General features: G+C 65.5%; 22 protein-coding genes. 7 read left to right on the top strand and 15 right to left on the bottom strand.

The genetic code is table 11. The annotated features are described in order from the left end of the window. The first annotated feature begins 107 nt into the window (after positions 1-107). The gene (locus tag ACIGJG_RS30450; RefSeq protein WP_011299937.1) at positions 108-590 is read left to right on the top strand and encodes a DUF1579 domain-containing protein; all 483 of its coding nucleotides are present in this window, start codon (positions 108-110) and stop codon (positions 588-590) included. A 61-nt stretch (positions 591-651) separates the two neighbouring features. On the opposite strand, the gene ACIGJG_RS30445 is transcribed toward ACIGJG_RS30450, so the two are convergent. Beyond that, the gene (locus tag ACIGJG_RS30445; protein WP_041680131.1) at positions 652-990 is read right to left on the bottom strand and encodes a hypothetical protein; all 339 of its coding nucleotides are present in this window, start codon (positions 988-990) and stop codon (positions 652-654) included. Positions 991-1,338: 348 nt separating this feature from the next. Beyond that, the gene (locus tag ACIGJG_RS30440; protein ID WP_011299939.1) at positions 1,339-1,521 is read right to left on the bottom strand and encodes a hypothetical protein; all 183 of its coding nucleotides are present in this window, start codon (positions 1,519-1,521) and stop codon (positions 1,339-1,341) included. A 359-nt stretch (positions 1,522-1,880) separates the two neighbouring features. Here ACIGJG_RS30440 and ACIGJG_RS30435 point away from each other — a divergent pair, with 359 nt between their 5' ends. Continuing rightward, on the top strand, positions 1,881-2,024 hold the full coding sequence (locus ACIGJG_RS30435; RefSeq protein ID WP_041680132.1) for an entericidin A/B family lipoprotein: 144 nt from the start codon (positions 1,881-1,883) through the stop codon (positions 2,022-2,024). A 257-nt stretch (positions 2,025-2,281) separates the two neighbouring features. Here the strand turns inward: ACIGJG_RS30435 and ACIGJG_RS30430 are convergent, their stop codons facing one another. The 8 genes from ACIGJG_RS30430 to ACIGJG_RS30395 form a co-directional block, all read right to left on the bottom strand. Further along, entirely contained in the window at positions 2,282-3,133 is an 852-nt protein-coding gene (locus ACIGJG_RS30430) for a DMT family transporter (RefSeq protein ID WP_041680133.1), read from the bottom strand. 254 nt (positions 3,134-3,387) lie between these two features. After that, positions 3,388-3,675 (bottom strand): CppA family protein, encoded by a 288-nt coding sequence (locus ACIGJG_RS30425; RefSeq protein ID WP_011299942.1) that lies wholly within the window; start codon positions 3,673-3,675, stop codon positions 3,388-3,390. Between the two features lie 225 nt (positions 3,676-3,900). After that, entirely contained in the window at positions 3,901-4,518 is a 618-nt protein-coding gene (locus ACIGJG_RS30420) for a hypothetical protein (RefSeq protein WP_483673671.1), read from the bottom strand. Positions 4,519-4,607: 89 nt separating this feature from the next. After that, the gene (locus ACIGJG_RS30415) at positions 4,608-5,027 is read right to left on the bottom strand and encodes a hypothetical protein (RefSeq protein ID WP_483673670.1); all 420 of its coding nucleotides are present in this window, start codon (positions 5,025-5,027) and stop codon (positions 4,608-4,610) included. A 460-nt stretch (positions 5,028-5,487) separates the two neighbouring features. Further along, the gene (locus ACIGJG_RS30410; RefSeq protein ID WP_011299947.1) at positions 5,488-5,901 is read right to left on the bottom strand and encodes a VOC family protein; all 414 of its coding nucleotides are present in this window, start codon (positions 5,899-5,901) and stop codon (positions 5,488-5,490) included. A gap of 217 nt (positions 5,902-6,118) precedes the next feature. After that, positions 6,119-7,090, bottom strand: a complete 972-nt coding sequence (locus ACIGJG_RS30405) for a LysR family transcriptional regulator (RefSeq protein WP_140950319.1) — start codon at positions 7,088-7,090, stop codon at positions 6,119-6,121. 219 nt (positions 7,091-7,309) lie between these two features. Then, positions 7,310-8,581, bottom strand: coding sequence for a CaiB/BaiF CoA transferase family protein (locus ACIGJG_RS30400; protein WP_181184427.1), 1,272 nt, complete (start codon positions 8,579-8,581; stop codon positions 7,310-7,312). Further along, a complete protein-coding gene (locus tag ACIGJG_RS30395; protein ID WP_483673668.1) occupies positions 8,553-9,719 on the bottom strand; it encodes an acyl-CoA dehydrogenase family protein in 1,167 nt (388 codons plus the stop codon). The genes ACIGJG_RS30400 and ACIGJG_RS30395 overlap by 29 nt, the downstream gene beginning before the upstream one ends. Before the next feature lie 596 nt (positions 9,720-10,315). Between ACIGJG_RS30395 and ACIGJG_RS30390 the strand changes: the two genes are divergently transcribed. Further along, positions 10,316-14,116, top strand: a complete 3,801-nt coding sequence (locus ACIGJG_RS30390; RefSeq protein ID WP_084791940.1) for an alkyl sulfatase dimerization domain-containing protein — start codon at positions 10,316-10,318, stop codon at positions 14,114-14,116. A 571-nt stretch (positions 14,117-14,687) separates the two neighbouring features. Here the strand turns inward: ACIGJG_RS30390 and ACIGJG_RS30385 are convergent. The 5 genes from ACIGJG_RS30385 to ACIGJG_RS30365 form a co-directional block, all read right to left on the bottom strand. Next, positions 14,688-16,790 carry an acetate--CoA ligase family protein gene (locus ACIGJG_RS30385; protein ID WP_483673667.1) on the bottom strand — a complete coding sequence of 701 codons (2,103 nt, stop codon included), beginning with the start codon at positions 16,788-16,790 and terminating at the stop codon, positions 14,688-14,690. A gap of 99 nt (positions 16,791-16,889) precedes the next feature. Further along, entirely contained in the window at positions 16,890-17,288 is a 399-nt protein-coding gene (locus tag ACIGJG_RS30380) for a Zn-ribbon domain-containing OB-fold protein (protein WP_011299953.1), read from the bottom strand. Positions 17,289-17,329: 41 nt separating this feature from the next. Then, positions 17,330-18,496, bottom strand: a complete 1,167-nt coding sequence (locus ACIGJG_RS30375) for a thiolase domain-containing protein (RefSeq protein ID WP_011299954.1) — start codon at positions 18,494-18,496, stop codon at positions 17,330-17,332. A gap of 132 nt (positions 18,497-18,628) precedes the next feature. Next, a complete protein-coding gene (locus ACIGJG_RS30370; protein ID WP_011299955.1) occupies positions 18,629-19,213 on the bottom strand; it encodes a DUF2889 domain-containing protein in 585 nt (194 codons plus the stop codon). 75 nt (positions 19,214-19,288) lie between these two features. Beyond that, positions 19,289-19,642, bottom strand: coding sequence for a hypothetical protein (locus ACIGJG_RS30365; protein ID WP_011299956.1), 354 nt, complete (start codon positions 19,640-19,642; stop codon positions 19,289-19,291). 331 nt (positions 19,643-19,973) lie between these two features. Here ACIGJG_RS30365 and ACIGJG_RS30360 point away from each other — a divergent pair, with 331 nt between their 5' ends. The 4 genes from ACIGJG_RS30360 (at position 19,974) to ACIGJG_RS30345 (ending at position 26,964) form a co-directional block, all read left to right on the top strand. Further along, on the top strand, positions 19,974-23,984 hold the full coding sequence (locus ACIGJG_RS30360) for a LuxR C-terminal-related transcriptional regulator (protein ID WP_483673665.1): 4,011 nt from the start codon (positions 19,974-19,976) through the stop codon (positions 23,982-23,984). A gap of 179 nt (positions 23,985-24,163) precedes the next feature. After that, on the top strand, positions 24,164-24,724 hold the full coding sequence (locus tag ACIGJG_RS30355) for an AMP-binding protein (protein ID WP_011299958.1): 561 nt from the start codon (positions 24,164-24,166) through the stop codon (positions 24,722-24,724). Between the two features lie 44 nt (positions 24,725-24,768). Further along, positions 24,769-25,680 carry an SDR family NAD(P)-dependent oxidoreductase gene (locus ACIGJG_RS30350; protein ID WP_011299959.1) on the top strand — a complete coding sequence of 304 codons (912 nt, stop codon included), beginning with the start codon at positions 24,769-24,771 and terminating at the stop codon, positions 25,678-25,680. Between the two features lie 78 nt (positions 25,681-25,758). Beyond that, positions 25,759-26,964: an acyl-CoA dehydrogenase family protein gene (locus tag ACIGJG_RS30345; RefSeq protein WP_011299960.1), complete on the top strand. Its 1,206-nt coding sequence runs from the start codon at positions 25,759-25,761 to the stop codon at positions 26,962-26,964. The last annotated feature ends 12 nt before the right edge of the window (positions 26,965-26,976 follow it).

Raw genomic sequence — 26,976 nt, 5'->3', positions numbered from 1 at the left:
CGACCGGGCGCCGACGTTGATGTGGACACTGTCCAGGCTGTTTGCTAGTGTATGTGTACGGCATCCACAAATGTGGCTGCGCACTGCCAGGTGACAGGAGGTAGGCCATGCATACCGAGGCGCTCAACGAACATCGCTGGCTGCAACGGCTGGTGGGGGAGTGGATGGCGACAGGCGAGGCCCTGATGAGTGCGGACCAGCCGCCCGTGAAATGGGAAATCCCAGAGCGCGTCGGCCGCGTGGGGGACTTGTGGGTGCAGTGCGTGAGCGAAGGCGAGATGCCCGGCTGCGGGCCCGCCACCACGGTGATGACGCTGGGCTACGATCCCTCGCGCAAGCATTTCGTGGGTACGTTCATCGGTTCGATGATGACCTACCTATGGACCTATGAAGGCGATCTCGATCCCGACGGACAGGTACTCACGCTGCGCGCCGAGGGGCCGGACAACACTGGCAGCGGCAAGATGGCGAAGTATCGCGACGTCATCTGCTTCATCGACGACGACCATCGCACGCTGACGTCGCATGTCCAGGGTTCGGACGGCGAGTGGACGCAATTCATGAGCGCCAGTTACCGGCGCGTGCGCTGACACTCGGGCCGCGCGAGGCGGACCAAGCCGTTTCCGATTTGCCGCACACTGATGCGCGCCGTCATGAAGCGTGGGTGCCGCGCCGGTTGCTTGGGCGGGCAATGCCCCATGCATCCAGCAATGGCTGAAAGCTCGGGCCGGCTTCGGCGCCGCGCGCGGGAACGCGGCGGGCGGGGGGGAGGGCCCGGCCGGTCAGGCCAAACAGCCGCTCGGTTTGCGCAATGTCGTCAGCGGCCGGAAGGTCTTCGACCACACCCATCTGCCGTGCGGATTTCAGCGCGCGCGTGAGTTCCGAAGCCGTCAGCCTGCAGGCGCTGGCAAGATGGTCGCGCCGCATGGGGCCAGCATGTCGCAAGCAGGCGATCAGCGCGAGTACACATTCCCGGGTTGGTCGTTTCATGGTGGCTACGTCGGAAGAATCTGCCCGGCGGCCGGGTTCTGCTGTAACCGCGCCGCATTGAACTGCCCATTCTTCCGGAGCCCCCGCGCCTTGCCAATCGGATATCACAGTTGTTCACAATTGGCGTCGGATTGCGGCCGCTTGTCGGAAATGTCCGATATGTCCCATTTTTCCGCTGTCTTTGCCGTGCTAGTCGCTACCGCCTCAGGCCGGGGTCGACAAAGCCGGCGGGTACGCATCGCAGGCGGTGCTCCCGGGCACAACGGCATCCGCACGAGGAGCGAAGTCCCCCAACCCGAGTCACGCTGCGCCAGCCGCGCGCTATTGGCAGCAGGCCTGCATGCGCGATCAGTGACGGGTGTGCGGATTGCCCTGTGACGGCACGCCCTGCGGAAGCAGCGTGCCGTACTTGCGCCAGCGGCGTTCCTGGGCGCGCTGTACGTCTTCGGCGATCTCGTGCAGCTCGGCCAGGCGGGCCTCGAGCGCGTCGGGGTAGATGTCGTGGGGGCTGAACCGGAGGCTGAAAGGCATGGTGTTGTCTGTCGTATTGGAAGAATGTATCGGCAGCGTTACAGGCCGGCTTGTGCATTCGTCCTCTTGCCGGTCCACAACCTGCGCGCTTTGCTGATACCAGTATGGACAACGCCCGGCCGCCTTGCGCCTGTCGGTCGTCAGCCGCTTGACCTGACTCAATGCACGCCGCGCAATGACGTATTGCGCATCTTCCGAGCCCGGGTCGTGCCTTGCGTTTGCGCTGCCCGCTGACACCGTTGTAGGACGAATGCGGACTGCCCGCACGGTTCGCTGATTGCTACGCTCAATCTGCCAGTCCGGCCCCTTTATTCCTGCTGCGGCGCATGTCCGCATCCACACGAAGCAAGGAGATCGTCATGAGAAAGCTATGCGCACTATTTGCCCTTGCGGGCATGCTGGTCATCACAGGCTGCAATACGATTGCGGGCGCCGGCAAGGATGTCGAGCGCGGCGGCGAGAAAATGCAAGGCGCCGCGGAAAACACCAAGCAGAAGATGTAAGCCAGCGGGCCGCCCGTGCCATGCTGACAAGACGACAGGGGCCCTTTGCGGACCCCTGTCGTCTGTCGTGCCTGCGCTACCAGTCGCGCATCAATGCGCGGTAGCGGGCTCTTGAGTAACCCTGTCGGCTCGGAGATCAGGCACCAGGGCGCCTTGAAGTCACCCCGTTGAGACAGACGGCACCGCTCAGTTGCACCGCGCGCAGCAGGTCGGACAGAGCAAGCCACTGGTATTCCATGCCGGCGGCTTTGCGGAAATCAGCGCGTCTTCCCGGCAATGACCAGCGCGATGCCGCCGAGCACCGCGGCGGCGCTGACGGCCAGCCGTATCGACATCGCCTCGCCAAGCAGCGCGATGCCGCCCACCGCCGCGATCACCGGCACGCTGAGCTGGACGGTCGCGGCGGTCGCCGCGCGAAGCCGTGGCACCACGGCGTACCAGACCACGTAACCGAGGCCGGAAGTCAGCGCCCCGGACACCAGCGCGCTCGCCAGCCCGCTGCCGTCCACGCTGCGCTGCGTATGCATCCCCCACGCCAACGCCAACGCAAGCGCAGGCAGCACGGCGCGCATGAAGTTGCCCGCGGTGGTCGCAGTGGCGTCGGCCGCGCCTCTGCCGCGCAGTGAATAGACGCCCCATGCGATGCCAGCCATCACCATCAGCAGCGATGAGCCCGGCGGCGGGGCGGCGAGCCCCGGGAGCACCAGCCACACGAGCCCGCCCAACGCCAGTGCAAGGCCTAGCCATTGCCCGGAGCGCAGGCGCTCGCCCACGTACAATCCGTAGCCGGTCATGGTGGCCTGCACGGCGCCGAACAGCAACAGCGCCCCCGTGGCAGCCGAAAGATGCAGGTACGCAAACGAAAACGCCGCCGCGTACACGAACAACGCCAGCGCCGACAACCAGCTCCCGCCACCTGGCAGCCGGCGCGGACCATGGCGAACCATCAGGATCAGCCACAAGGCCGCCGCCGCGCTGCCAATGCGGAGCAGCGTGAAGGAAGCCGCATCAATAGCCGTGCCCTTGAGCGCGAGCCGGCACAGGATCGAATTGCCGGCAAAGGCCAGCATGGCCAGCGCTGTCAGCAGGCCTACGCGCGCGCCGGGCATGGCAGGACGGGCGGCGTGCACCGGTTCACTCTGCAAGCGTGTGGCCTCGCGAGAACCAGGAACGATGCGCAATGGCCTTGACCCGTGCGACACGGTCGCAGCGGGGGCTGCGCATTCCGATGAATCCGATCCGGTTCATGTCTTGTCCGCTGGGTTGCGATGGCATGGTGGCGTGGTGACGTTGACGCGGGGGGGCGCCGCCCGCAGCGTCGTGATAGATGATAGTCACTGCGCACCCACCGCAAACATCCGGATCAATGCTGAGCACCGGCGGACGCGGCAAGAATGGCGCGGATGCGCGCCAGGTAGTGGTCCCCGACCGCACGGTGGGCACAAGCCGATTCCCGTGCCGATTCGCGCGCAAATTCGCGCCGGGTCGGCGGGCGGATTCCCAGGCTGCGGCAGATAGTGGACAGGTAGGGCTTGCGCGCATCAGCGAGCCGGGCCGCGGCGGACTGCAGCGCCGCATCGCCAATGCGCACGCGCAGCCAGGCCAGCACCTGGCGGTCATAGTCGTTGTGAACGCGGATCAGATGTTCCATGGCTTCCCTCACACTGTTTATCCATACAGGTACTGTAAATATATACAGTATCGAGGGATAGGCAAGGGGAAACATCATAGATGTGAGATTTGCAGGAGGCACCGCGGCTAGTTGAGGTGTGGTCCGCCGGCGGTTTTCGACCCCATAACGGGCAGTCGCACTCGGCGTGAGCGGCCATTCACTGTGTAACCTAGCGATACTCAAGTGCCCTGGCAGGGTCGCCAGCTAAAAACTTGTAAGGCGAAACTGTTGCCCTCTCAACCATTGCGCCAGCCGATTTCGCAGCTCAGATCCGTTCGTCCAGACATCGACAAGATCTCCCTCCCAAATAAGAAAGGTGGCGCTTCGCGGTGCGTATAAGTACGCGCTCATACCGCAATTGACCACCCTGATGCAGCATTCAAACATTTCATCCGCTTCACCGGGGTCAAATAATATGCCAAAGGTATCGAACGGCTGCAGCTCGCCGGAGCTTGCCGATTCCAGCTCACTCAGTATCGAATTCTCAAGTTGCGAATATCGCGACCAGTCACTAACCTGGAACAGGCAGGTTCGCGGTGACCCAAGAAATGTACGGATGCCATCGACCATGCGGGCGACTCCCGCACTGGTTTTCGGAATGGCAAACTGTAAATGCGAGTCCGCGCTGCTTCCCGCTCGCCCGTATGGCGTTTCGCAACAATCCTCACTCTTCAGCCATACCGAACATTCGGAAGGAGAAAGCAATTTCATGTCGTAACCCCGGCGTGGTTTGGCACCCTGCAGATTCCTCACATTGTCAACTACCTGAGTCGTGGCGTCGAATGTGCGGATTTGGCCGATCTCTGCCCTCGGCGTATCCATGTACGGGCCTCCTTGAGCCAGAGGCGACTTCCGACCCATAAGCACTGGACGGATATCGTAAAGGGAGAAGGAACCTTTTCCCGAGTTTGTCAGAATCGAAGTTGCGGTATGTTCGAAAAATCGGGGATGTATTCAACACGGTAGTTGGGAACCGTTTTCAGAAGTCGCCCCCCCTTTGTGCATAGTGCGAACATTCCATGTTCCACAGCGCGGCGAACCTCAGGATATCTTGCCTGCCTACTTGGTATCGGGGTCGGCCAAACGCGTGCACCTTGCTTTACGGTAAGCTCCACCACATACATTGCTATCGGTACAAGGGACTCCATCGCGGATCCATCAACGGTAATGATGCACCGCTCCCTGGCCTCGAACGCGGCAAAAGCGAACTCAAGCTGATCGTCTGCGTATTCAAAGTTCAGATGATCGGTATCGAAGAACTTTGACGACTGCCAGACCTTGATGTTGTTCTCGCGGTCAACGGTCTGACCGTGTAGTCTCTTCGTATTCAAACCTCATTCATGGTCTCCCCAAGCTCCTATCGCAGCCGCACTGGCATTCGCTGGGTGTTTGCCGAACGATCAAACAACTAGCGACCGCGATCACAGAGGTTACTCGCTGCGGCTAAGCTGAGAATGTGTCGCAGAACACACAAGTCTCAGTCAACTACGCAATGGCCGCTTCTGGCCGGTCTCTGCCCATCAGGCAAACTGCCGGAAGTCCGCTGGTAACCCGGCCTTCGGACAGAGGGCCATCCCCTGACGCTGCCCCCCGCCAGGATGTCGAACACCTAGACGGGGTCACCCATCGCGGAAAGGCCATAGGCGACCGCGTCCACCTGAATCTCCGCTGAGTCTTGAATCGTGGCTTCGATGTCGGGGGCCAGATGACTGCCGTGGCTGTTCTGGAGCAATACCAGACGACGCTGAAAGATGCGCACGCGTGAGGGTTCGACGTCGAGTCGTCAGCCCTTTAAGCGTGAGGCGGAACGGCCTCCGGGTCCATCCACATCACCTCCCAGATATGGCCGTCCGGATCCTCGAAGCTGCGTCCGTACATGAAGCCGAAATCTTGGACAGGCGTGGGGTCCGCCTTGCCGCCGGCGTCAGTCGCCTTCTGCACGAGGTCAGACACCTCTACCCGTCCGCCCGCTGACAGGCACAGCAATACCTGTGCCTCCGTGTGCGCGTCGACGATTCGCTTCCCCGTGAACTGCCGCCATTTGTCGTGGGTAAGCAGCATGGCGTAGATCGTCTCGGAGATCACCATGCATGCCGCGGTTTCATCAGTGAACGCGGGGTTGTTGACCGCGCCAATGGCTTCGTAGAAGGCCTTGGATCGCGAGAGGTCTGTCACCGGCAGGTTGATGAAAATCTGCTTGTTCATGATCTGGCTTCCTCCATTTAAGCAATATATGACTTTTGGTTGTTGACGTGAGCCATAACGAGATTGCCATGGCATCTTACTGACGAACAGTGAAGGTGCGGGCGAGAAGAAAGCCCGTCGATGCGGGGAACGTTATCGGCTCGCCCCGGGTGGGGGGAAGCCGGTGGTTTGCAACAGGGCGTTGCGGAACTGGAACGGGCCCGCCGGACACTAGGGATCAGGCGGTAGCCGGATCGGACGGCCACCTTGTGCGTACCAGGTCGAGGAACACACGCACGGCGGACGTCATGCCGCGCCGGCTCGGGTACATCGCGTACAGCGTGGCGGGGCGCGAACGCACGCCTTGCAGCACGGGCACCAGCATGCCGGCATCGATGGCGTCCTGGCATAGATAAGACGGCAACTGTGCCATGCCGGCGCCGCGCAGTGCGAGTTCGCGGATGGCCAGCAGGTTATCCACGGCAATGCCCGGCGTGACAGCAATATCGATCGGCTTGTCGTCTGCGTCGATGAACTGCCATGGCCGCGGATTTGTCAGTGTGCCCTGCGCGAGGCAGGGGTAGCCCGCCAACTCGTCGAGGCGCGCTGGCGGGCCGTCGGCTTCCAGCAACGACGGATGGGCCACGACGATCGACGCCGACGTCGCCACCGGTACGGCGATCACGTCCTCCGAGGCGAGCGGCACAACGGCCGCGCGGATGACCAGGTCCAGTCGCTCCTCAGCCAGGTCGACAAAGCGATTCGAGAGCGTCAACTGCACCTGCACGCCCGGGTGAGCGCGCGCAAACTCGGCCAGGATTGGAGGGAGCGTGGTCTCGGCGATCAGCATGGAGGTATGGAGGTGGATCACCCCCGATGGCTCTGCCACGGCGCTGCGCGTGAGGGCGCCGATCTTGTCGACGTGCGTGGCCGCCTCCCGCGCGTGCGCGAGCACCGCCTCGCCAACCGGCGTGAGGCCGAAGACTTGCCCCGACCGATGCAGCAGTCGCACGCCGAGCGCGCGCTCGAGTGTCGCCACCCGGCGGGACAGCCGCGACTTGGCGATGCCGGTCTGCCGCTCGGCGGCGCTGAATCCGCCGGCATCGACCACGTGGATGAAGAGCAGCAGGTCGTCAAGATGTGCGCCGATGCGCTGCAGCGCGGGAACGGATTCTCTGTAGGCCGCGGTGGCCGCTCGGGGATCTGGCATAGGAGGCGAAGGCGCGGGGCCGCGAAAATGCGGGAAACGTAGATGCTACGGCCCTGACGGGCGGCTGGGAAGGACGTAGCCGAGAATCTGACGGCGCTCGGGTCACCGCCCGACCTGCACCTTAAACGCTCCACAGCCACGCGACTGAGTTGCCGGCGGCCTCCCGGCTGCAACAACCCGTCAGACCGCCCGCAGCGCCGCTTTCACTTCAGTGCTGCCTTACCGCACCGCGCCCTCCTGCCGCAGACGGCGAATATCGTCCTCCACATACCCGGCACCGAACAAAATCTCTTCGGTGTGCTCGCCCAGCATTGGCGCGCGCGTGCGCACCGCGCCCGGGGTTTCGCTGAGCTTGATCGGTACGCCGGCGATCTTGACCGGAGTGGCCGATCCCGGTTGCTCCACTTCGACGATCATGTCGCGCACCGCGTAGTGCCTGTCCGCGAATATCTCGGCCGAGGTGTAGACGGGGCCGAAGGGCACCTTGCCGCCCAGCACGATGGCAATCTCTTCCTTGGTTCGCACCGAGGTAAAGGCTTCGATCGCCTCGATCACCTGCTGCTGATGCTGCACGCGCGCGGCATTGGTCGCGAAGTCCGGGTCCTGCGCCATGTCGGGGCGGCCGATCGCCACGGCGAGCTTTTCCCAGAACGCATCGGTCGCGCAGGCAATCGAGACATGGCCATCGCGCGCACGGAACAAGCCGAACGGGCACAGCAGCGGGTGGCGGTTGCCTTCCGGTGCGGCCACTTCGCCGGTGTACGAGTTCTGGTAGACGATGCGCTCGCACATGGCCAGCACCGCGTCGGTCATGGCCACGTCGACGAACTGGCCCTGACCGGTTTCGCGCACGCGATTGACGGCCGCGAGGATGCCGATGCACAGCATCAGCGCCGGAATGGTGTCCCCCACGCCGGGACCGATCTTGGTCGGTGTGCAACGATCCGGGCCGGTGATGCCCATCATGCCGCCCATAGCCTGCGAAACCACGTCGTACGCCGGCCATTGCGCATACGGGCTTTCGCCGCTCCGCGGATCGCCAAAGCCGCGCACCGTGCCGTAGATCAGCCGCGGGTTGGTCTGGCGCAGCGTTTCGTAGGCAAAGCCCAGGCGCTCCATCACGCCTGCTCGGAAGTTTTCGACGACGATGTCGGCCTTGTCGATCAGCGCGCGCAGGACTGCACGACCCGCCTCTGTCTTCAGGTCGACGGCGATGGAGCGCTTGTTGCGGTTGACGCTCTGGAAATAGCCGCCGAAGTCGCGCAGCGCGTCGTCGGGGCAGAACGGGCCGGTCACACGCGTGCCGTCGCCCGTCATCGCTTCGACCTTGATGACATCCGCCCCGTGGTCAGCGAGGATCTGCGTGCAAAAGGGGCCGGCCAGCATCTGCGTGAGGTCGATCACGCGCAGGCCGGCAAGCGCCCCGGCGGGTTTGGCTTGAGTCTGCACTTCGTGCTCCCGTTCAGGCCGCGATCTTGCCCAGCATCGCATCGGAGATGATGCGCATCTGGATTTCAGAGGTACCTTCGAAGATCTTGGTCAGGCGCGCATCGCGCCAGTAGCGTTCGGCCGCGAAGTGCGTGGTGTAGCCCGCGCCGCCGTGGATCTGCAGGCCTTCGCTGGTCACGCGCTCGCACATCTCGCTCGCAAACAGCTTGACCATCGACGCTTCGGTGTCGGCACGCACGCCTTCGTCGATCTTCTCGCACACCGTGTAGAGCAGCGCGCGCGAGGCCTCGATCTGCGTGGCCATGTCGGCGATCTTAAAGCGAATCGCCTGGAAGTTGCCGATCGGGTTGCCGAACTGGTTGCGGTCCTTCGCGTATTGAATGGAGTCCTCGAGACTGCCTTGTGCGAGGCCGATCGAGCGCGCGGCCGTATGGGCCCGTGCAGTCTCAAGCCCGGCCGTGGTCAGGTAGAACGCCTTGCCTTCCTCACCGACCATCTTCGAATGCGGCACACGGCAGCCGTCGAACGCGAGTTCCCACGTGGTCCAGCCGTGGTAGCCGATCTTGGGAATCACGCTGCCCTTGACGCCCTCGGGGAGTTCGCCGCGGGGCTTTTCCACCATGAAGGCCGACAGGCCCTTGTGGCGCGCCTTCGGGTCGATGACCGGATCGGTACGGCAGATGACCAGGATGAAGTCGGCCTCGTCGGCAAACGTGCACCAGTACTTGCTGCCGGTGATGAGCCAGTCGTCGCCATCGCGCACCGCGCGGCACGAGATATTGGCCACGTCGGAGCCGGCATTGGGCTCGGACAGCGAGAACGCGCCGAGGAATTCACCGCGCGTCATGCGCGGCAGGTATTCGGCCTTGCGCTCTGGCGACAGGCCCTTGAGCGCGCCGATCAGGCCATTGCCGCGTGCGATCAGGCTGCCGACGCTCATCCAGCCACGCGAAAGCTGCTCGGCGACCAGGCAGTACTCATAGGCGCCCAGGCCCAGGCCGCCGTATTCCTCGGGAATCAGGATGCCGAAGTAGCCGAGTTCGGCCATCTCGTCGATCAGCTCGCGCGGGATCTTGCCTTTCTCGGGGTCCAGCTTGTTGGCGATGGGCAGCACGCGCTCCATCGTGAACTGGCGCGCGGCCTCCTGGATCATGCGGCGTTCTTCGGTCAGTTTCTGCACCTTTGCTCCTTCCGTCTCCGGTCTCTGGTTGCCCATTGTTCTGGCACTATGTACGTACATAGTATGGAGTGGATTAAAGGGGATTTGCAAGAAACCTTGAAGGCGCACGCAAATTTTTTGTGAGTTAAGTTCCATTCTGATCGATCGACGGTGTCTCATTCACTCCACATTTGTACGTACAAAGTCATATCGTCAAACGATCCGGATGTGCCGGAAGGCGCAGGCCCGCTGCGATGCCGGGTATGCACCGGACTCGGCCCGCCGCGGATCAACACGATGTGCCGTTTCATTTGAAACACGCCTTCTGGACATCGGCCGTCCAGCTCCCCGCGTTGGGTGGGGCGAAGTTCTGGGGCGGGGATGACCATGGCTGCCTGAAGGCTTCCATCCGCCATGCATGCAAATGGTTGCGGCAGCAACGACTGAGCGGCAACTCTGTACGAATCGCGACACGGCGCAGGCGCAATGCGCGCGGCGAAGTTAGCCCGAGTGATGGCGATGGCGCCCCCGCAGGTCGTCGCGACATGCGTGACCGGCGTGCGCGAAGAGCAAGAGACGGCGTAGGCCGTCATTCAAGATTCCAACGAGAGACAGACATGCAAGAGCAGTACGATTACATCGTGATTGGTGCGGGTTCCGCCGGCTGCGCCGTAGCAGCCCGCCTCGCGGACAGCCGCGCGGGCAGCGTCGCCCTGCTGGAAGCCGGCGGCCACGACTTCAACTCCGCGATCACGATTCCCATCGGCATCGCCTCGACGGTACCGAAGCCGGGGCCGTTCAACTATGGCTACGCCACGGAGCCACAGCCGGGGCTCAACGGGCGCGTCGGCTACCAGCCCCGCGGCAGGGGCCTGGGCGGCAGTTCGTCGATCAACGGCATGATCTACATCCGCGGTGTCCCGTCGGACTACGAACGCTGGGCCGCGGAAGGTTGCGACGGGTGGGGCTGGGAAGATGTACTGCCGTATTTCAAGCGTTCCGAGCGCAACGAGCGACTCGGTGGCCAGGCCGAAGACGCCTGGCACGGTGGCAAGGGTCCGCTGGATGTGGTCGATACGCGTTCGATCAATCCGTTCGACCGCCGCTTCCTGCAGGCTGCCCAATGCGCTGGCCTGCGCTACAACCCGGATTTCAACGGTGCCGAGCAGGAGGGCGTCGGCTTTTACCAGCGTACGCAACGCGACGGCGAGCGCTGGAATGCCGCGCGCGCCTACCTGCACCAGGGCAACAAGCAATCGATCCATGGCGGCCGTGACAACCTGGCCGTGCTGACCGACACGCAGGCCCTGCGTATCGTATTTGAAGGCAAGCGCGCGGTGGGCGTGCTGGTCGAGCGCGGCGGTGAGCAGGTCACGCTGCGCGCGCGCCGTGAAGTCATCCTCAGTGGCGGCACCTTCGGTTCCGCGCAACTGCTGATGGTTTCGGGCATCGGCCCCGCCGCGCATCTGCGTTCGCACGGCATCGCCGTGGTGCATGATGCGCCCGGCGTTGGCCAGAATCTGCAGGAGCATCCGAACCTCAAGGTGCAGGAGCGCGTGTTCAGCACCGACCTGTACGCGTTCAGCGTGCGCGGCGCAATCCGGCTGTACGGCGAGTGGCGCCGCTACAAGCGTGAGCGCTTCGGCATGTTCGCATCGAACATCGCGGAGACCGGAGCGTTCATCAAGAGCGATCCTTCGCTTGCCGACCCGGATCTGCAGCTTCATTTCTCCACCGCACTGAGCGATCCCAACGCGCGCAGCGTACATGGCTACAGCTTGCATGTGTGCGTGCTGCGCCCCCACAGCCGTGGTCAGGTTTTGCTGGCATCGGCTGACGCGCGGCAGGCACCGCGCATCGACCAGAACCTGCTGGCCGACGCGCGTGATGTCGAAAGCATGCTCGCGGGCCTGCGCGTCGTGGGCCGCATCCTCGACCAGCAGCCGTTCCGGCGCCTGGGCGGCCGGCCGCATAACTACGCAGGCGTGCGCTTCGACGGTTCCGACGACGCCGCGGTGCGCGAGTTCATCCGCGCGCGCACCGACATCGTCTTCCATCCGGTCGGTACCTGTCGCATGGGCAGCGACGCCGCTTCGGTGGTCGATCCGCAACTGCGCGTGCGCGGTGTCGAGGGCCTGCGCGTGGCCGACGCGTCGATCATGCCGACGCTGATCGGCGGCAACACTAATGCGACCGCAATCATGATCGGCGAGAAGGCCGCTGACCTCGTACGCGGCATCGAGCGCGCTGGCGACGGCGTCTTCGTCCAGCCGCGCGCCGCTGCGTCGCAGCCTGCCGCACAGTCGGCGAGGCCCGAAGCGGTCGCTCCCGCTGCTCGCACCGGTCATCAGCGGTTGGCCGTACTGGCCGCCGGACTGGCGCTGGCAGCATCCACGCAAGCAGCGGACGCGCTTGAGGCTGCGCAGCAGAAGCCCGCCAGCGCCATCACCGCCGCTGCCAACGCCGCCGTCCTCCAGCAACTGCCGTTCGACGACCGCGACGACTACGAGGCCGCGCAGCGTGGCCTGGTCGCGCCATTCCGTGGACAGATCCACGATGCCAAGGGGCGGGTGGTGTGGGATACCGCCACCTATGACTTCCAGCAGACACCCTGGACGGCTAGTGGTGCGGCAGGCTCCGGCCAGAATGGCGGACTGATGCGCGTAACAGACCAGAAGCCGCAGGTGCAGGCCAACCCGCAGGCGAAGGTGCCCGACAGCGTCAACCCCAGCCTGTGGCGCCAGTCGCAGCTCAACAACTATGCGGGCCTGTTCCGCGTCGCCGACCGCGTCTACCAGGTGCGCGGATTCGATCTCGCGAACATGACGATCATCGAGGGACAGCGCGGCATCATCGTGGTCGATACGCTGACCAGCGCCGAGACCGCAAAGGCGGCGCTTGACCTCTACTACGCCAACCGTCCGCGCAAGCCGGTTGTCGCGGTGGTCTACACCCATTCGCATGCCGACCACTTTGGCGGCGTGCGCGGCGTGGTGGACGAAGCCGACGTGAAGTCAGGAAAAGTGGCCATCTACGCGCCGGACGGCTTCATGCACGAGGCCGCAAGCGAGAACGTGTTCGCGGGCAATGCGATGTTCCGCCGCGCGCGCTATCAGGCCGGAAGCGGGGTGCCGAGGAACGAGCGCGGCCAGCTTGACACCGGCATCGGCAAGTCGGGCTCGATCGGCGGCACCCTCAGCCTGATCCCACCGACGGTGCTGATCACCAAGCCTTACGAGACGCGCCGCATCGATGGCGTCGAAGTCGAGTTCCAGTTCACGCCGGGCACCGAAGCGCCGGCCGAAATGAACTTCTACCTGCCGCAGATGCGCGTGCTGTGCATGGCAGAGAACGCCACGCGCACCATGCACAACATCCTGACGCCGCGGGGTGCACTGGTGCGCGATCCGAAGGCCTGGGGCAAGTTCCTCGACGAAAGCCTGGTGCGTTACGGCGACCGTGCCGACGTGCTGGTAGCGCAGCACAACTGGCCGACATGGGGTGGCGAGAACATCCGCAACCTGCTGGCCGATCAGCGCGACATGTACACGTACCTGAACGACCGCACGCTGCATCTGCTGAACGAAGGCAAGACACCGATGGAGATCTCCGAGGCCATGCAGAAGCTGCCGGGCAATCTGGAGAAGAAGTGGTACACGCGCGGGTACTACGGATCGCTCAGCTTCAATTCGCGGGCCGTGTACCAGCGTTACCTCGGCTTCTACGACGGCAACCCGGCACACCTGAATCCGCTGCCGCCGGTTGAAGGCGGGAAGCGCTATGTCGAAGCCATGGGTGGTGCGGACAACGTGGTCAAACAGATGCAGGCAGCCATGCAGAAGGGCGACTACCGGTGGGCGGCCGAGATCGGCAATCATCTCGTCTTCGCGGACCCGGACAACAAGGTCGCACGCGACGCACAGGCCGATGCGCTCGAGCAGCTTGGCTATCAAGCGGAGAGTTCCCTCTGGCGGAACATGTACCTGATGGGTGCATCCGAATTGCGCAACGGCACGCGGCCGCTACCGGGCCGCAATGCGGCCGACATGGTCCGCGCCTTGGAGCCGTCGATGTTCTTCGACTTCTTGGGCGTACGGCTGGATTCGGAGAAGGCGCAAGGGCACGACATGACGCTGAACTGGGTGTTCTCGGATCTGAAGACGCCCTTTGCGGTGACGCTGCGGAATGGCGTGCTGACCTATCGGGAAGGCATGCGAAATCCGAAGGCCGATGTCACGGTGACCATGACCAAGCCTACGCTGGATCGCATTAACCTGCGGCAGGTGGATTTGAAAACCGCGCTGGCGCAGGGCGATGTCAAGGTTGAAGGAGACGGCGGCAAGCTTGGTGAGCTGATGGGGATGATGACTACGTTTGACCCCTCATTTGGGATTGTTACCCCGAGTTTGAAGCGTTGATGGGATAGGGGATAGGGCAGGCGCCCCCGGGCCTGGGAGGGCTCGGGGGCGTTCGGCGTTTGACTTCTAACCCGAATGTCGCCTCAGTAACGAGGCTCTGAGCGCATTGCATGCGCGTAGAGACAGGAAATCGGGACTCGACTGCCAGCAACGCTGATGAGCATGCGCCCAGACTACGACGTGCGCGCAGCGCAGCCGAAGGCGTCCCACCACTGACCTGGTTGAAACGCTGTACCCGAGTCCGACTTGGGGATTGTCCAAAAGCCGTGCCGCGCAGGCACAGGTTCTGACTCACATAGCGTTAGCAGGTTCGAACGGCCGACCACCGTGACAGGCGTCCAAAGCCGTTGGAACCACTGCCGCCGTGGCATTGATGCCAGCGGCAACGACACGTTTTTCTACCTATCTCTTTTGTCGCTTGGACAAAAGAGTAGGTCGCCGGCTACGCCGGCGAAACAGCGGCGCTGGCCAAGAGCGATAACCCGGTCTCAACCAGAACCCGTCGGCAAGGCCGGCAAAAAAAGGCGGCGCCGGCCAAGCACGATGGGCCGATCAACGCCACCCCCATACCTTATTCCCCAACCTCAATCACCGCATCCACCGCATAAGCCCCTTGACCCTCCGGCATCGCCAGCACCGGATTCAGATCAATCGACTGCAACCGCGGCCCGGCGGCCACAGCAAAGGCGGAGAGCTGCGACAGCGTACGCGCCAGCGCAGGAATATCCGTAACCGGCCGCCCGCGAGCGCCCAGCAGCAGCGGCGCTCCCTTGATCGAACGAATCATCTCTTCGGCAACATCCGGCCCGAACGGGCAGCGATGGAACACCACGTCCTTGAGGATTTCCACAAACACACCGCCAAGACCAAACATGGCGATCGGCCCGAACACCGGATCACGGTTGATGCCCATAATGCATTCCACGCCGCCAACGAGCTGTTTTGCCACCAGCACGCCTTCGATGCGCGCATCGGGCACGGCCTTGCGCGCGCGTTCGAGCAGCAGCGCGAAGCCTTCGCGCACAGCACCTTCGCTGTTCACGTTCAGCAGCACGCCGCCGATCTCCGACTTGTGCAGGATGTCCGGCGACAGGATCTTGAGCACGAGCGGGAAGCCGATCTCGCGCGCGGCGCGTACCGCGGCTTCTTCATCGGCGCAGGCACGTTCCGGTGCGCTCGGAATACCGGCTTCGGCGAGCAGCGCCTTGGCTTCGGCCTCGGTGGGCGTTGCCGAGGGCAAGGTGACGGCGGGGACCTGGGGTGCCGGCGCAGTGGTCTTGCCGGCAAGGGCGCGGCCGAAGCGGCCCATCGCGGCGATGGCGGCTACGGCGCGGCTCGGGTCGCCGAATACCGTGAAGCCGGCTTCCTCGTAGCGTGCCAGGACGGTCGGGTCACCGCGCCCCACCATCACGTAGAGGCGGTCCGGGTAGCGCTTGCGCACGTCGGCGAGTTGCTGCAGCAGCGTGTCTGCCACGGTGTGGTAAGAGGCCGCATAGCTGAAGAACGCGAGCAGCGTGCCGTAGCCGCCTTCGCCCATCATGGCCTCGGTAAACGGCGTGACCAGGGTCGTGTCGTTGATGAACTGGGCGGTCACGTCCACCGGGTTGCGCGGCGCGCAGATCGGCAGCTTTTCCAGCATGCGGGCCTGGGCCGCGGCCGGCATCTCGGGCATGGGGATGCCGAGGTCTTCGGCGGCATCGGAAATGATCACGCCAGCGCCGCCGCTGATGGTCACCACGCCCAGCGTATTGTCGGCGGGGAACACGCGGCGCGAGGCCAGGCGCAGGATGTCGAGCATTTCCTCGGTGGTGCGCACGCGCACCACGCCAAGCTCATCCAGCACCGCGCTGACCACCGCGTCGTCGCCTGCGATGGAAGCGGTATGCGAGCGCGCGGCCGCGCCACCCACTTCGCTGCGGCCCACCTTCATCATCACCACCGGCTTGCCGGCGGCATGGGCAGCCTTCAGCGCATCAACCAGGCCCGGGCCATCGCTGATGCCTTCTGCATAGACTGCGATCACGTCGGTCATCGGGTCGGCGGCGAACAGGCGCACGATGTCGCTGACGTTCAGGTCGGCTTCGTTGCCGGTCATGACGATGCTCGACGGATAGACGCCCGCTTCCATCGCCGAGCTGACCAGGTGGCTGCCATAGGCGCCGGACTGGCTGACGATGCCAACGCGGCCCGGGCGCGAGACGCCCAGCGACGAGAACGTCGAGAAGCTGCCGACGAAGCCGTTGTGCATGTTGACCATGCCCAGCGTATTCGGACCCAGCAGGCGCATGCCGCCGCGGCGTGCGATGGCGACCATTTCGGCCTGCATGGCGGCGCCTTCCTCGCTGACTTCGGCAAAGCCGGCGGTGAACAGGATCGCGGCCTTGGTGCCACGCTCGGCCAGGGCCTTGACTGCCTGCAGCGCGTGCTGGGCAGGGACGGCGATGATGGCGACGTCGGGGACTTCCGGCAGGTCGGCAACCGATGCATAGGCCGGCAGGCCCTGCACCGTGGACCGGTTCGGATTGACGGGCATGATGCGGCCGGCATAGCCCTTGGCCAGCATCGACGAAATCGGGCGGCCGCCGATGCGGGTCGGCTCATCGGATGCGCCGATGATGGCGACCGAGCGGGGATTGAGCAGGCAGTCCGGAATAGCAGTGGGTGTGGTGTTCATGGCGGTGGATTGTCTTGTTGGATCCTATGGTGTAGCGGTGTAGTGGCCGCAAAGCCGGCGCCGGACCATGGCCGGCACCGGGTGCGGCTTGTCATGCCGTCAGAGCGGCCGGAACGTCGGCACTGGCGGCCCGTTATCAGTCGGCGTGAAGGTCAGCTCGACCCGCTGTCCGATATGCACGGTGTCGAGATCGCAGTCGACAATGCGCGTCATCATCGTGACGCCTTCGTCGAGCGTGACGTAGGCCATGCAGAACGGCGTCGGGCCGGCACGGCGCGTGACGCTGTACGAATAGACGGTGCCGCGGCCGGCCGAGGCTTTCCACGTGGTCTCGCCCATGCAGAACGGGCACAGCGTGCGCGGATACCAGTGCGGCTTGCCGCAGTCGTTGCAGTGGCGAACGAGCAGGCGGCCTTCGCGGGCGGCGTTCCAGAACTCGGTGTTGTCGGGCAGCTCTTCAGGCGCCGTCAGGACTTGCGGGGTGAAAGGAGTGCTCATGATGAGGTCTCGGTGATTCGGTATGGGATGCCTGGTGCGCCTTACTCGCGCTCGAGGATCAGGGTGGCGCTGCCGTGGCGCGAGCCGAGCAGGCCGCCGGTACCCTGGGCCAGGGCGATGTCGCAGTTCTTCACCTGCACCGCCGGATGCGCCTCGCCACGCAGCTGGCGCACCGCTTCGATCACCTTGGTGATGCCGCCGCGGTTGGCCGGGTGGTTGTTGCACAGGCCACCGCCATCGGTGTTGAACGGCAGCTTGCCGACGCCTGAGATCAGATTGCCGTCCATCACGAACTTGCCGCCTTCGCCCTTCTTGCAGAAGCCGAGATCTTCCAGCTGCATCAGCACGGTGATCGTGAAGCTGTCGTAGATCGAGGCGTATTTGATGTCGGCCGGCGTCACGCCAGCTTCGGCGAACGCCGCTGCGCCAGAGAATTTCGCGCCGGACCACGTCAGGTCGACATGACCGCCCATCTGGCCCTTCACATATTCGCCGGCGCCCAGCACCTTGATCTTCGGACGGTTGAGCTTCGCGGCGATTTCCGGGCGCGCGACGATCAGGGCGCCGCCGCCGTCGGACACCACGCAGCAGTCGAGCTTGCGCAGCGGGTCCGAGATCATCGGCGCGTTCAGCACGTCTTCCACCGTCACGACATCACGCAGCATCGCGTTCGGGTTGTGCTGCGCGTGGTGCGATGCGGCGACCTTGATCCAGGCGAGCTGTTCGGCCGTGGTGCCGTATTCGTACATATGGCGCATGGCGACCATGGCGTACGAGTTGACGGTCATCGGGCTGAAGGGCGCCTCGAAGGCCTGGTCGGGAACGCCCGCACCCCAGGCGCGCGGCTTGGTGCCGCTGGAGCCTTCGGAGCGCGGGCGGCCGGCCAGTGTGATCAGCGCGACGTTGCACTTGCCTGCGGCAATGGCCTGCGCGGCGTGCGACACATGCACGAGATACGACGAGCCGCCGGTCTCGGTGGAATCGACATGGCGCAGCTTGAGACCGAGGTAGTCGACCATATTGAGCACGCCGAGGCCCGGCGCGTCGCCGGCGCAGAAGTAGCCGTCGACGTCGGCCAGCGTGAGGCCGGCGTCTTCCAGCGCGCCCTTGGCGCTTTCCGCGTGCAGCTGCGCGACCGACTTGTCCGGCGCCTTGCGGGTCGGGTGTTCGTAGGCCCCGACGATATATGCCTTGCCTTTGATGCTCATGGGTGATTCCTTGGGTCGAAAGGTTGGTTTGGGTAAGGGGAGCCTGTCGCGTACGGCCAGTCCTCGGGCGAGTGCAGGCCTGGCGAATCTGTCTGGACAGGCTTGCGCAATAGGGGTTGGCGAGGCGCCTTGTCAGCCGGTCGCGCCGGTCGGTTCTTCGCTGGCGACGCGCCGGTGCGGCGGCCACAGGACGTCCACCACCACGCTTTCGGGGCGATAGGTGTGGCATGTGCCGATGACGGCCGGCTTTTGCATGGGGCCTTGTTCGTCCGCCGGGCGACGGCCGTTGCGCAGCGCACGGCCGACCGCGAAGCCGCTTTGTATGGCCGTGGTGGCCAGCGGACCCAGTAGTTCGGTCAGGTGCGTGCAACCGCCCACGCCGCCCACGCGTGCCTTCACGGCCTGCCGGAAACCACGACGCAGCGTGAGGCCCTTGAGCGCGTCATAGGCGCTTTCGATTTCGCGGCAGAAGTCGGTCGGCCCGGTCAGCGTGCGCGCGCAGACGTCGCGGATCACCATGTCGTCGATGCTCACCGTCACCGTCACGCGCATGTGATGGATCACGCCGCCGGGCGGCACGATCTTGAACAGCAGGTCGGTGCCGTCTGGCGAGATGTCCTCGAGTTCCGCTTCGACGTCCAGCAGGCCGTCATCGCGCAGGTAGCCGTTGCACGTGATGTGGCGCGTGTGTACGGGCTTGCGGTTGGGAAGGGTCATTGTGTTGTGTCTCCTGTGCCGGTTTCTTCGGTCTGTCGCCGCCGGTCAGCGTGCTCGTGCTTGCCGCATGCGCTGTCAGTTCGGGCTTGGCCAGGCACCCGGCCGCTGCCGTCCGCCTTGCATGCGCCGGTGCGCGGCCCAGAACAGCACGCGCAACGGAAAGCCGAGGCCGCCTGCCATGGCCTGCCGGCAATGCTCGGTCGGAAGATCCACCGGCACCCCGAGTTCCACCGCCGAGGCATAGCAGACGATGCGCGCATGCGGATCGGCCGCCTGCATGCGGCTGTCGACCAGCGCCCGGAGCGCCTGCGGATAAGCCTCGCCCGATGTCGAACGCCTGGCGGACTGCTGCAGGTCGCGGCTGAACTGCCGGACTTCGTGGAGCAGGTCCATCAGTCCTTCCATCGGGGGCGTTGAGTGCTGCGGCATGACGACTATCGAAAAGGGTTGGCGGCGGCGGGGGCGTGCCCGTTGGCGGAAGCGTCGAAGCGCCTGATTGTGGCGTCGGAGGTCCTCCGCGATGGTGGATATCCGTTCTGCCACGGGAACCGCACCCGGGGCGCCGGGTAAGTCCCAACCGCCGATTGTCTACGAGGTATGGTAGCATCATACGTAGTTTCGTAGTCAATAGAAAAATCGGAGACAGCCATTTGCCGGGCGATTGCCGGTGGCGACTGCGTCGCAGCGTTTGCGACCGGACCCTGCCACGGTTTGTCCGACTGCTCGTACGGTCTCCGATCCGCCAGCAAGGGGAACCACTATGCGCATCGCATCCCGCATCGTCCTGAGTGAGACAGAACGGACCGAACTGGAGGCCTTGTCCGCCGCCACTGCGGGCAACCTGCGCCTGGCGCAGCGCGCGCGGATGATCCTGCTGGCTGCCGCCGGCTGGCAAAACAAGGACATCGCCGCGCAGGTCGGCGTCGGCCGCGTGCAAGTCGCGCGATGGCGTGACCGGTATGCCGCATCGCGGCTGGCGGGCATCGAGCAGGACCTGCCGCGCGGCGCGCCGCCCGTGCGCACCGACGTGGCCCGCCTGGTGGCGCTGGCCCGCGACGGCGGCCCGGGGGCGCTCAGTACGCGCCAGCTTGCCGCCGAACTCGGCGTCAGCCCCGCCAGCGTCTCGCGCCACTGGCGTGCGAGCGGGCTGCCGCCCCGGCGGGGCGTGGCCCTTGCGGATAAACAGCCGGCCTCTGGTGGCGTCACTGTGCGTGCCGCCGAGATCGTCGGTCTCTATATTGCCGAGCCGGAACATGCCATCGTTGTGGCGCTCGAGGCCGATCCCGGTCCTGCCGGCATGGCTCCGGCATTGGACGCCGCCGCGCGCAACAGCGCCACCTACCGCCGTACGCTGGCCGCCTCATTCATGACGGCGCTCAAGGTCATCCATAGCGGGACGGCGACGGCGTTTCAGGCCGGGCGGGCGTCCGGCTGGCAAGGCTTTCTCCACGCGCTGGCGGAGCATCAACCTGCGGGGCGTCCACTGCTGATCCTTGCGGACAACCCGGTCTCGCACAACGACCCCGAGGTGCGGGACGTCATCGCCGGTCAGCCCTGGACCGTCAGCTTCGCCGCCGGACAGGCGGCATGGATGCGTGCGGTGCAGAGCCTGCTGCGCGATGCGGACGGCCTGCCTGCAGGAATTCCACAAGTGCTGGCCGTGATCGGCGAGCATGCGCGCGGACCGTTCCAATGGATTCGCAGCGCAGGCGACGCAGGCTATGCGCAAGGGCAGGGGGCTGTGCCGCGCGCCCTCACCGCGCAGGCAGCATTTGCTCCGTCCACTTTCGCGGGTAAGTCTGCCGGCCGTTCGTTCGAGGCTTTCACGGGTACCGAATTCGACTCGGTGGCCACGTTACCGTCCGCAGAACCGGGGCTGCCAAGGCAATTCTCCGCATTGCCGGCACAGCCCTTCCTCTCGCTCGTGCCGGCACTCGATACGCGCCCCGGGCCGATGCGTCCGCTGCAGCCGGTGGCGAGCGCGAAGTTGCTGCCGCCCCGGCACGCGCGCAAGCTGCTGCCGCGCGAGGGCCTGATGAACCGATTGCTCGACGCGCGCCGCCAGCGCTGCGTGGTGATCCAGGGCCAGGCCGGGGCGGGCAAGACCAGCACGCTTATGGCGTGGCGCAAGGCGCTGATCTCGCTCGGCTTCGATGTGAGCTGGCTGTCGCTGGCCGCCGAGGACAACGAGCCGACGCGCTTTTTTGACTGCCTGCTCGCGAGCCTCGCCGAGATCGATCCCGCCATGGCGCGCGATGCCGCCATGCAGGTCGGTGGCGCGGAGGACGACGACGCCATCGAGCAATGGGTGATCGCGCTCGTGCAGGCGCTCGGCCCGCGTGAACGCGAGCTGGTGCTGATGATCGACGACCTGCACCACATCACCGACGCACGCATTTACCGCGCGCTGCAGCGTTTGCTCGACTACGCGCCCCCGCATCTGCATCTGGCGTTCAGCTCGCGCAGCGCACTGCCGCTGGCGCTGGAGGCACTGCGCGCGCAAGGCCTGCTGACCGAGATCGACATGCGCGACCTGCGCTTCACGGCCGAGGAATCCGCGCGCTTCCTGGAAGAGCAGCTTGGCACCATCGCCCCGCGCGACGCCGCCGCGCTGCATGCGCTGACCGATGGCTGGGTGGCCGGGCTGCAACTGTTCGCGGTGGACCTGCGTGCACGCCGCAGCGCCGACTATCCGCTCACGAAGGTGCGGGATCCGCGCACCTTCGCGGCGTTTTTCGAGCGCGAGGTCCTGGGCCTGCTGGCGCCGGACGACCTTGCGCTGCTCACCCGCATGTCTACCTGCCACCGCTTCTGCGCGGACCTGTGCACGGCCATGCCGGGCGAGACCGAGACGCCATCGCGCATCGGCGACCGCCTGGCGCGGCTTGAAGCGGATAACCTGTTCATCACGCAGGTGGACACGCACGACCGTGATGTGTGGTACCGCATCCATCCGCTGCTGCGTGAAACGCTGCTGGCCAGGCTGGAAACAGACAAGGACGATGCGGCCGATGCGGTCGACATGTCAGACCCAGACACTGCCGAAACGCCGAACGATATGGCCGACGCCAGCCGGGCGAACGACGAGCCCTGTGCGCATGGCACGGCGCGCGAACTCCATGCTGCGGCGTGGCGCTGGTTCGACCGGCGTGGCCACCTTGATGATGCCGTCTACCACGCGGTGCGCGCCGGCGATGCCGACGCCGCCGCGACCATGGTCGAGGGATGCGGGCATGCGCTGCTCAAGCGCGGCGAGCTGCCCCAGCTGCTGGGGCTGGTGCGCCGGCTGCCCCGTGAGCAGTTGCAGAACCGCTTCGGGCTTCTCGCTCTGGTTTCGTTCCTGCAGCTCTATATGCGCGATGTCGACGGCCTGGGCCGGAGCCTGGAGCGCCTGGATCCGCTGTGCGACCGCAGCAACGCCGTGCACCAGTACGTCGTCTGCCTGCTGCGCGCGGGCCACGCCGTACAGGTCGACGATCCCGACACCGTGCTCGGCATGCTGCCGGCTTTGTGGGCGATTCCGCCAGAGGCGGATGACCTGTGGTGGACCGCGCGCCGCAATGTGCTGTCGTGGCTCTTCATCCTGCGCGGCGAGTTCGACGAGGCGCGCCGCCTGCAGGACGACACCGAGCGCCGCAGCAGCGTGCCGCGCAGCAGCCTGTTCGGCCGCTACATCACGGCCATGAGCCTGGTGATGGAAGGCGAGATCGAGCGCGCGGGCCGCAGTGCGCGCGAAGTGCTGCGCGAGTCCGAGCGGCAGGGCGCGACGTTCCTTGGCCTCACTTGCATGGCCGCAGGCCTGCTGGCCGACATCCTGTATGAACTGAACGATCACGAAGGGGCCTGCCAGTTGCTGGAGCCGCGCATCGGCATGCTGGAACGCGTGTCCCTGCCGGACGTGGTCCTGCGCGCGCTCACGCTGCTGTCGAACGCGCACTGGCTCGCGGGCAGGCGTACGCAGGCCAGTGCCTGCCTGGACCGGCTCGAAGCCTACGCCGCACGCAATAACCTCGATCGTCTGCAGACCGAGGCCCTCACGCTGCGGCTGCGCCGGCACCTGCAGCAAGCCGAGACGGAGCGTGCCAACACGGTGTTCCGCCAGGTACAGCAACTGGCCCAGCGCTATGCGGGCGAAACCGGCACGGTGGCGCGGCACATTGCATTGGCCGCGGCACGGGCCGAGGTCGAGATGTCGCTCTATACGCAGGACTACGCCACCGCAGCCGCGCGCCTCGAAGCCTTGCTCGCCCGCGAAGCCGGCGCCAAGCCGCTGCGCATTGCCGCGCTATGGCTGCAACTCGCGCTGGCGCGACATGCCACGGGCAACACGCGCGGCGCGCGGCCGGCCTTCCTGAGCGCGCTGCGCATGGGTCACGGGGCCGGCCTGATCCGCACGCTGCTCGATGTCACGGGCGGGGCGCCGCAGGTGTTCCTGGAGCTTGCCGGGGAAGGCATCGACGAGCCGGTGCTGGCGTTCTATGCACGGCGGCTGCAGGCCGCCGCGGTGGCATCCGGCGCTGCGATTTCGCGTCCGGCGGACGAAGCGGCACCGATTGCCGTGCTGAGCGAGCGCGAGCGCGAGATCCTCGGTCTGCTCGCGCAGGCGATGTCGAACAAGAAGATCGCCAGCGTGCTCAACGTGTCGCCGGAAACGGTGAAGTGGCACCTGAAGAATATCTACGCGAAGTTGGGCGTGAATGGTCGTGGGCGGGCGGCGGCGCGGTTGCGGGATATTGCGACGCAGGAGAGGGGAAGTGTGTTGGCTGCCTGAACGGATGGCATACGCACAACGGCGTGGCCTTGCTTGTCCATTACAAGAGCAGCAATAAGTCCCGCCATAAGTTCCACTCCTGCCATCCACCCGCGTCGGGGAGTACCCCCCAACCGCACCGCCCGCGATGATGGACTCAACAAGGCAGCCGTACCGGATTCCCGGAGTTCCATCGCGTCATGTCCAGCCACTCTTCGCTCCCCGTTCACCTGCCAGCCGGCGATTCGCCCGCAGCCTGCGTCACCGGCTGTGCGCTGTTCCGCCAGCTGGAAGCGCAGGCGGAAGCGGAGCCGGACACCATCGCGACGGGCAACGCCACCTACCGCGACCTGCTTGACGCCAGCCTTGCGCTGGCCGGGTACATGCAGCAGCGGCTCGGTGTGCGCGCGGGCGATCACGTACTGCTGATGCTGGAAGACGGTGAGTCGTCGGCCATTGCCACTTATGCCGTGGCCCGTTGCAGCGCCAGGGCCATTGCGTCCGCGGCGTTTGAAGACAGCGCGGAGATTGCAAGGCAGACGGTGGTGAACGGCGTGCAGGTGGCAATCGCACCGACCAGAGCATTGATGGCGCTGGCGCCGCTGCTCGATGACGGCTCGCTGTACGGCTGCATCGTGCCGGGCGCAGGTCAGTTCGCCCGGCCTGGCGTGCATGACCTCGCGGGCGCCGTGGCGGCCGGCATCGCGCCGGTGCCGCTGCCAGCGGGGCACCGGCCGTGCTGTCCGGACGCTGCCTTGTGAAATCCGGTTCCTGAAGAATTCTTTGACAGTAGTGGAGACACAGCATGAGCTTGCTAGAAGGAAAGGTTGTCATTGTGACCGGCGCAGGCGCCGGTGTCGGCAAGGGTATCGCCATGGAAGCGGCGCGCCAGGGCGCGCGCGTGATCGTGAACGATCTCGGCGTGGCCATCGACGGCTCGGGCGGCAGCGCCGGTCCCGCGCAGCAGACCGTGGACGAGATCAAGGCGCTCGGCGGCGAAGCCGCGGCCAACACCGACAGCGTGGCGGACTGGGAATCGGCCCAGAAGATCGCCCAGCAGGCCATGGACCTGTACGGCCGCATCGACGGCGTGGTGAACAACGCCGGCAACCTGCGCGACGTCATGTTCCACAAGATGAGCGAGGAAGAATTCGACTCCGTGATCCGCGTGCACCTGAAGGGCACCTGGAACGTGTCGCGCGCCGTCGCCCCGCACTTCAAGGCGCAGGAAAGCGGTGCCTACGTGCACATGACGTCGACGTCGGGCCTGATCGGCAACGTGGGCCAGGCCAACTACGCCGCCGCGAAGATGGGCATCGTCGGCCTGTCTAAGTCGATCGCGCTCGACATGAAGAAGTTCAACGTGCGTTCGAACTGCATCGCGCCGTTCGCGTTCACGCGCATGGTCGGCAGCATCCCGGCCAACACGCCGGAGGCCGTGGAGCGCATGAAGATCCATATGCGCATGGAGCCGGGCAAGATCGCCCCGTTCACGCTGGCGCTGCTGACCGACCAGGCCAAGGATGTCAACGGCCAGATCTTCGGCGTGCGCAGCAACGAGATCTACCTGATGTCGCAGCCGCGCCCGATCCGCACCGCCCACAACGACCAGGGCTGGACCGTGGAGAGTTGCCTGGAGCGCGCGATCCCGATGTTCCGTCCCTCGCTGTTCCCGCTGGATCTCTCGCGCGACGCGTTCGCCTGGGACCCGGTCTGAGCATTGCCACGGGGGTAGTAGCTGGTGGCCGGCCGCTGGGGGGCGGCTGGCCACCATGTTGGATGACAAGGAAGAGACATGGATTTTCAGCCTGACCTCAGCCTGGAGGCGTTCCGCGAAAGCGTGCGCGCCTTCCTGCGCGACAAGCTGCCGGCCGACCTGGCCGGCCGTCCGCGTATCGGCACGCGCTCGCCGCGCGAGGAACTGTCGCGCTGGCAGCGCATCCTCAACGAACAGGGCTGGGGGGCGCCGTACTGGCCGACAGCGCATGGCGGTACCGGATGGAATGTGCTCGAGCGCCTGGCGTTCGATGAAGAATGCACGTTGGCCGGCGCGCCGACGCAGGACGTCGGCGCACAGAAGCTGCTCGGACCGGTGCTAAACGAGTTCGCCACACCCGAGCAAAAGGCCGAGCACCTGCCGCATATCTTCGGCGGCACGCGTACCTGGTGCCAGGGCTTTTCCGAGCCGGGCTCGGGCTCCGACCTGGCGTCGCTGCGCACGGCGGCCGTGCGCGACGGCGACGAGTACGTGGTCAATGGCCAGAAGATCTGGACCAGCCACGGTCACCGCGCCGACTGGATCTTCCTGCTGGTGCGCACCAACACCGAAGTCAAGAAGCAGGCCGGCATCAGCTTCCTGCTGGTGGACATGAAGACGCCGGGCATCACCGTGCGTTCGATCCACACGATCGACGGTTGCCATCACCTGAACGAGACCTTCTTCGACAACGTGCGCGTGCCGGTGAAGAACCTCGTCGGCGCCGAAGGCGACGGCTGGAAGATCACCAAGTTCCTGCTGAACAACGAACACGCCGCCGCAGCCGACTTGCCGATGCTGCGGCGCTATATGCGCCAGCTCGGCAGCCTGGCGCGGCAACGCGACGCCAAAGGCTGCGCACTGATCGAGCGGCCGCATATCGCGCAGCAGGTCGCCCGCTTCGAAGCCGAGCTGAACGCCATTGCCATGCTGGTGCAGCGCGTGGCCGCGCTGGAGCAGGCCGAGGACCACAGTCCCGCCGCGCATGCGCTGGGTTCGATGCTGAAGGTCCGCGGCACGGAACTGCAGCAGCGCATCAGCTCCTTTGTCGTGGAAGCGCTTGGCGACTACGGCCCGGTGGCATACGCCGCGCCCGAGGGCGATACCAGCGGCGAACCGCTGCCGATGCAGCACGTGGCGCGCGGCATGGCCAACGAACTGTTCTTCCGCCGAGCCTCGACCATTTACGGCGGCACCAGCGAAGTCCAGCGCGGCATCATCGCCCGCGCCCTGTTCCAACTCTGACGCCGCGACGCG

The organism is Cupriavidus sp. C1SS-2L (assembly GCF_057073735.1).
Note: the sequence above shows the minus strand (reverse complement) of the source record. Positions and strands in the feature narration are given on the sequence as shown.

Excerpts from the sequence above, each read along its gene's own strand:
- ACIGJG_RS30350 (WP_011299959.1), top strand. The coding sequence starts at position 24,769 with ATGAGCTTGCTAGAAGGAAAGGTTGTCATTGTGACCGGCGCAGGCGCC.
- ACIGJG_RS30385 (WP_483673667.1), bottom strand. The coding sequence starts at position 16,790 with ATGAACACCACACCCACTGCTATTCCGGACTGCCTGCTCAATCCCCGC.
- ACIGJG_RS30440 (WP_011299939.1), bottom strand. The coding sequence starts at position 1,521 with ATGCCTTTCAGCCTCCGGTTCAGCCCCCACGACATCTACCCCGACGCG.
- ACIGJG_RS30390 (WP_084791940.1), top strand. The coding sequence starts at position 10,316 with ATGCAAGAGCAGTACGATTACATCGTGATTGGTGCGGGTTCCGCCGGC.
- ACIGJG_RS30370 (WP_011299955.1), bottom strand. The coding sequence starts at position 19,213 with ATGACCCTTCCCAACCGCAAGCCCGTACACACGCGCCACATCACGTGC.
- ACIGJG_RS30435 (WP_041680132.1), top strand. The coding sequence starts at position 1,881 with ATGAGAAAGCTATGCGCACTATTTGCCCTTGCGGGCATGCTGGTCATC.
- ACIGJG_RS30375 (WP_011299954.1), bottom strand. The coding sequence starts at position 18,496 with ATGAGCATCAAAGGCAAGGCATATATCGTCGGGGCCTACGAACACCCG.
- ACIGJG_RS30450 (WP_011299937.1), top strand. The coding sequence starts at position 108 with ATGCATACCGAGGCGCTCAACGAACATCGCTGGCTGCAACGGCTGGTG.
- ACIGJG_RS30345 (WP_011299960.1), top strand. The coding sequence starts at position 25,759 with ATGGATTTTCAGCCTGACCTCAGCCTGGAGGCGTTCCGCGAAAGCGTG.
- ACIGJG_RS30380 (WP_011299953.1), bottom strand. The coding sequence starts at position 17,288 with ATGAGCACTCCTTTCACCCCGCAAGTCCTGACGGCGCCTGAAGAGCTG.
- ACIGJG_RS30360 (WP_483673665.1), top strand. The coding sequence starts at position 19,974 with ATGCGCATCGCATCCCGCATCGTCCTGAGTGAGACAGAACGGACCGAA.
- ACIGJG_RS30405 (WP_140950319.1), bottom strand. The coding sequence starts at position 7,090 with ATGCCAGATCCCCGAGCGGCCACCGCGGCCTACAGAGAATCCGTTCCC.
- ACIGJG_RS30365 (WP_011299956.1), bottom strand. The coding sequence starts at position 19,642 with ATGCCGCAGCACTCAACGCCCCCGATGGAAGGACTGATGGACCTGCTC.
- ACIGJG_RS30400 (WP_181184427.1), bottom strand. The coding sequence starts at position 8,581 with ATGCGATGCTGGGCAAGATCGCGGCCTGAACGGGAGCACGAAGTGCAG.
- ACIGJG_RS30430 (WP_041680133.1), bottom strand. The coding sequence starts at position 3,133 with ATGCCCGGCGCGCGCGTAGGCCTGCTGACAGCGCTGGCCATGCTGGCC.
- ACIGJG_RS30425 (WP_011299942.1), bottom strand. The coding sequence starts at position 3,675 with ATGGAACATCTGATCCGCGTTCACAACGACTATGACCGCCAGGTGCTG.
- ACIGJG_RS30410 (WP_011299947.1), bottom strand. The coding sequence starts at position 5,901 with ATGAACAAGCAGATTTTCATCAACCTGCCGGTGACAGACCTCTCGCGA.
- ACIGJG_RS30420 (WP_483673671.1), bottom strand. The coding sequence starts at position 4,518 with ATGGATACGCCGAGGGCAGAGATCGGCCAAATCCGCACATTCGACGCC.
- ACIGJG_RS30445 (WP_041680131.1), bottom strand. The coding sequence starts at position 990 with ATGAAACGACCAACCCGGGAATGTGTACTCGCGCTGATCGCCTGCTTG.
- ACIGJG_RS30355 (WP_011299958.1), top strand. The coding sequence starts at position 24,164 with ATGTCCAGCCACTCTTCGCTCCCCGTTCACCTGCCAGCCGGCGATTCG.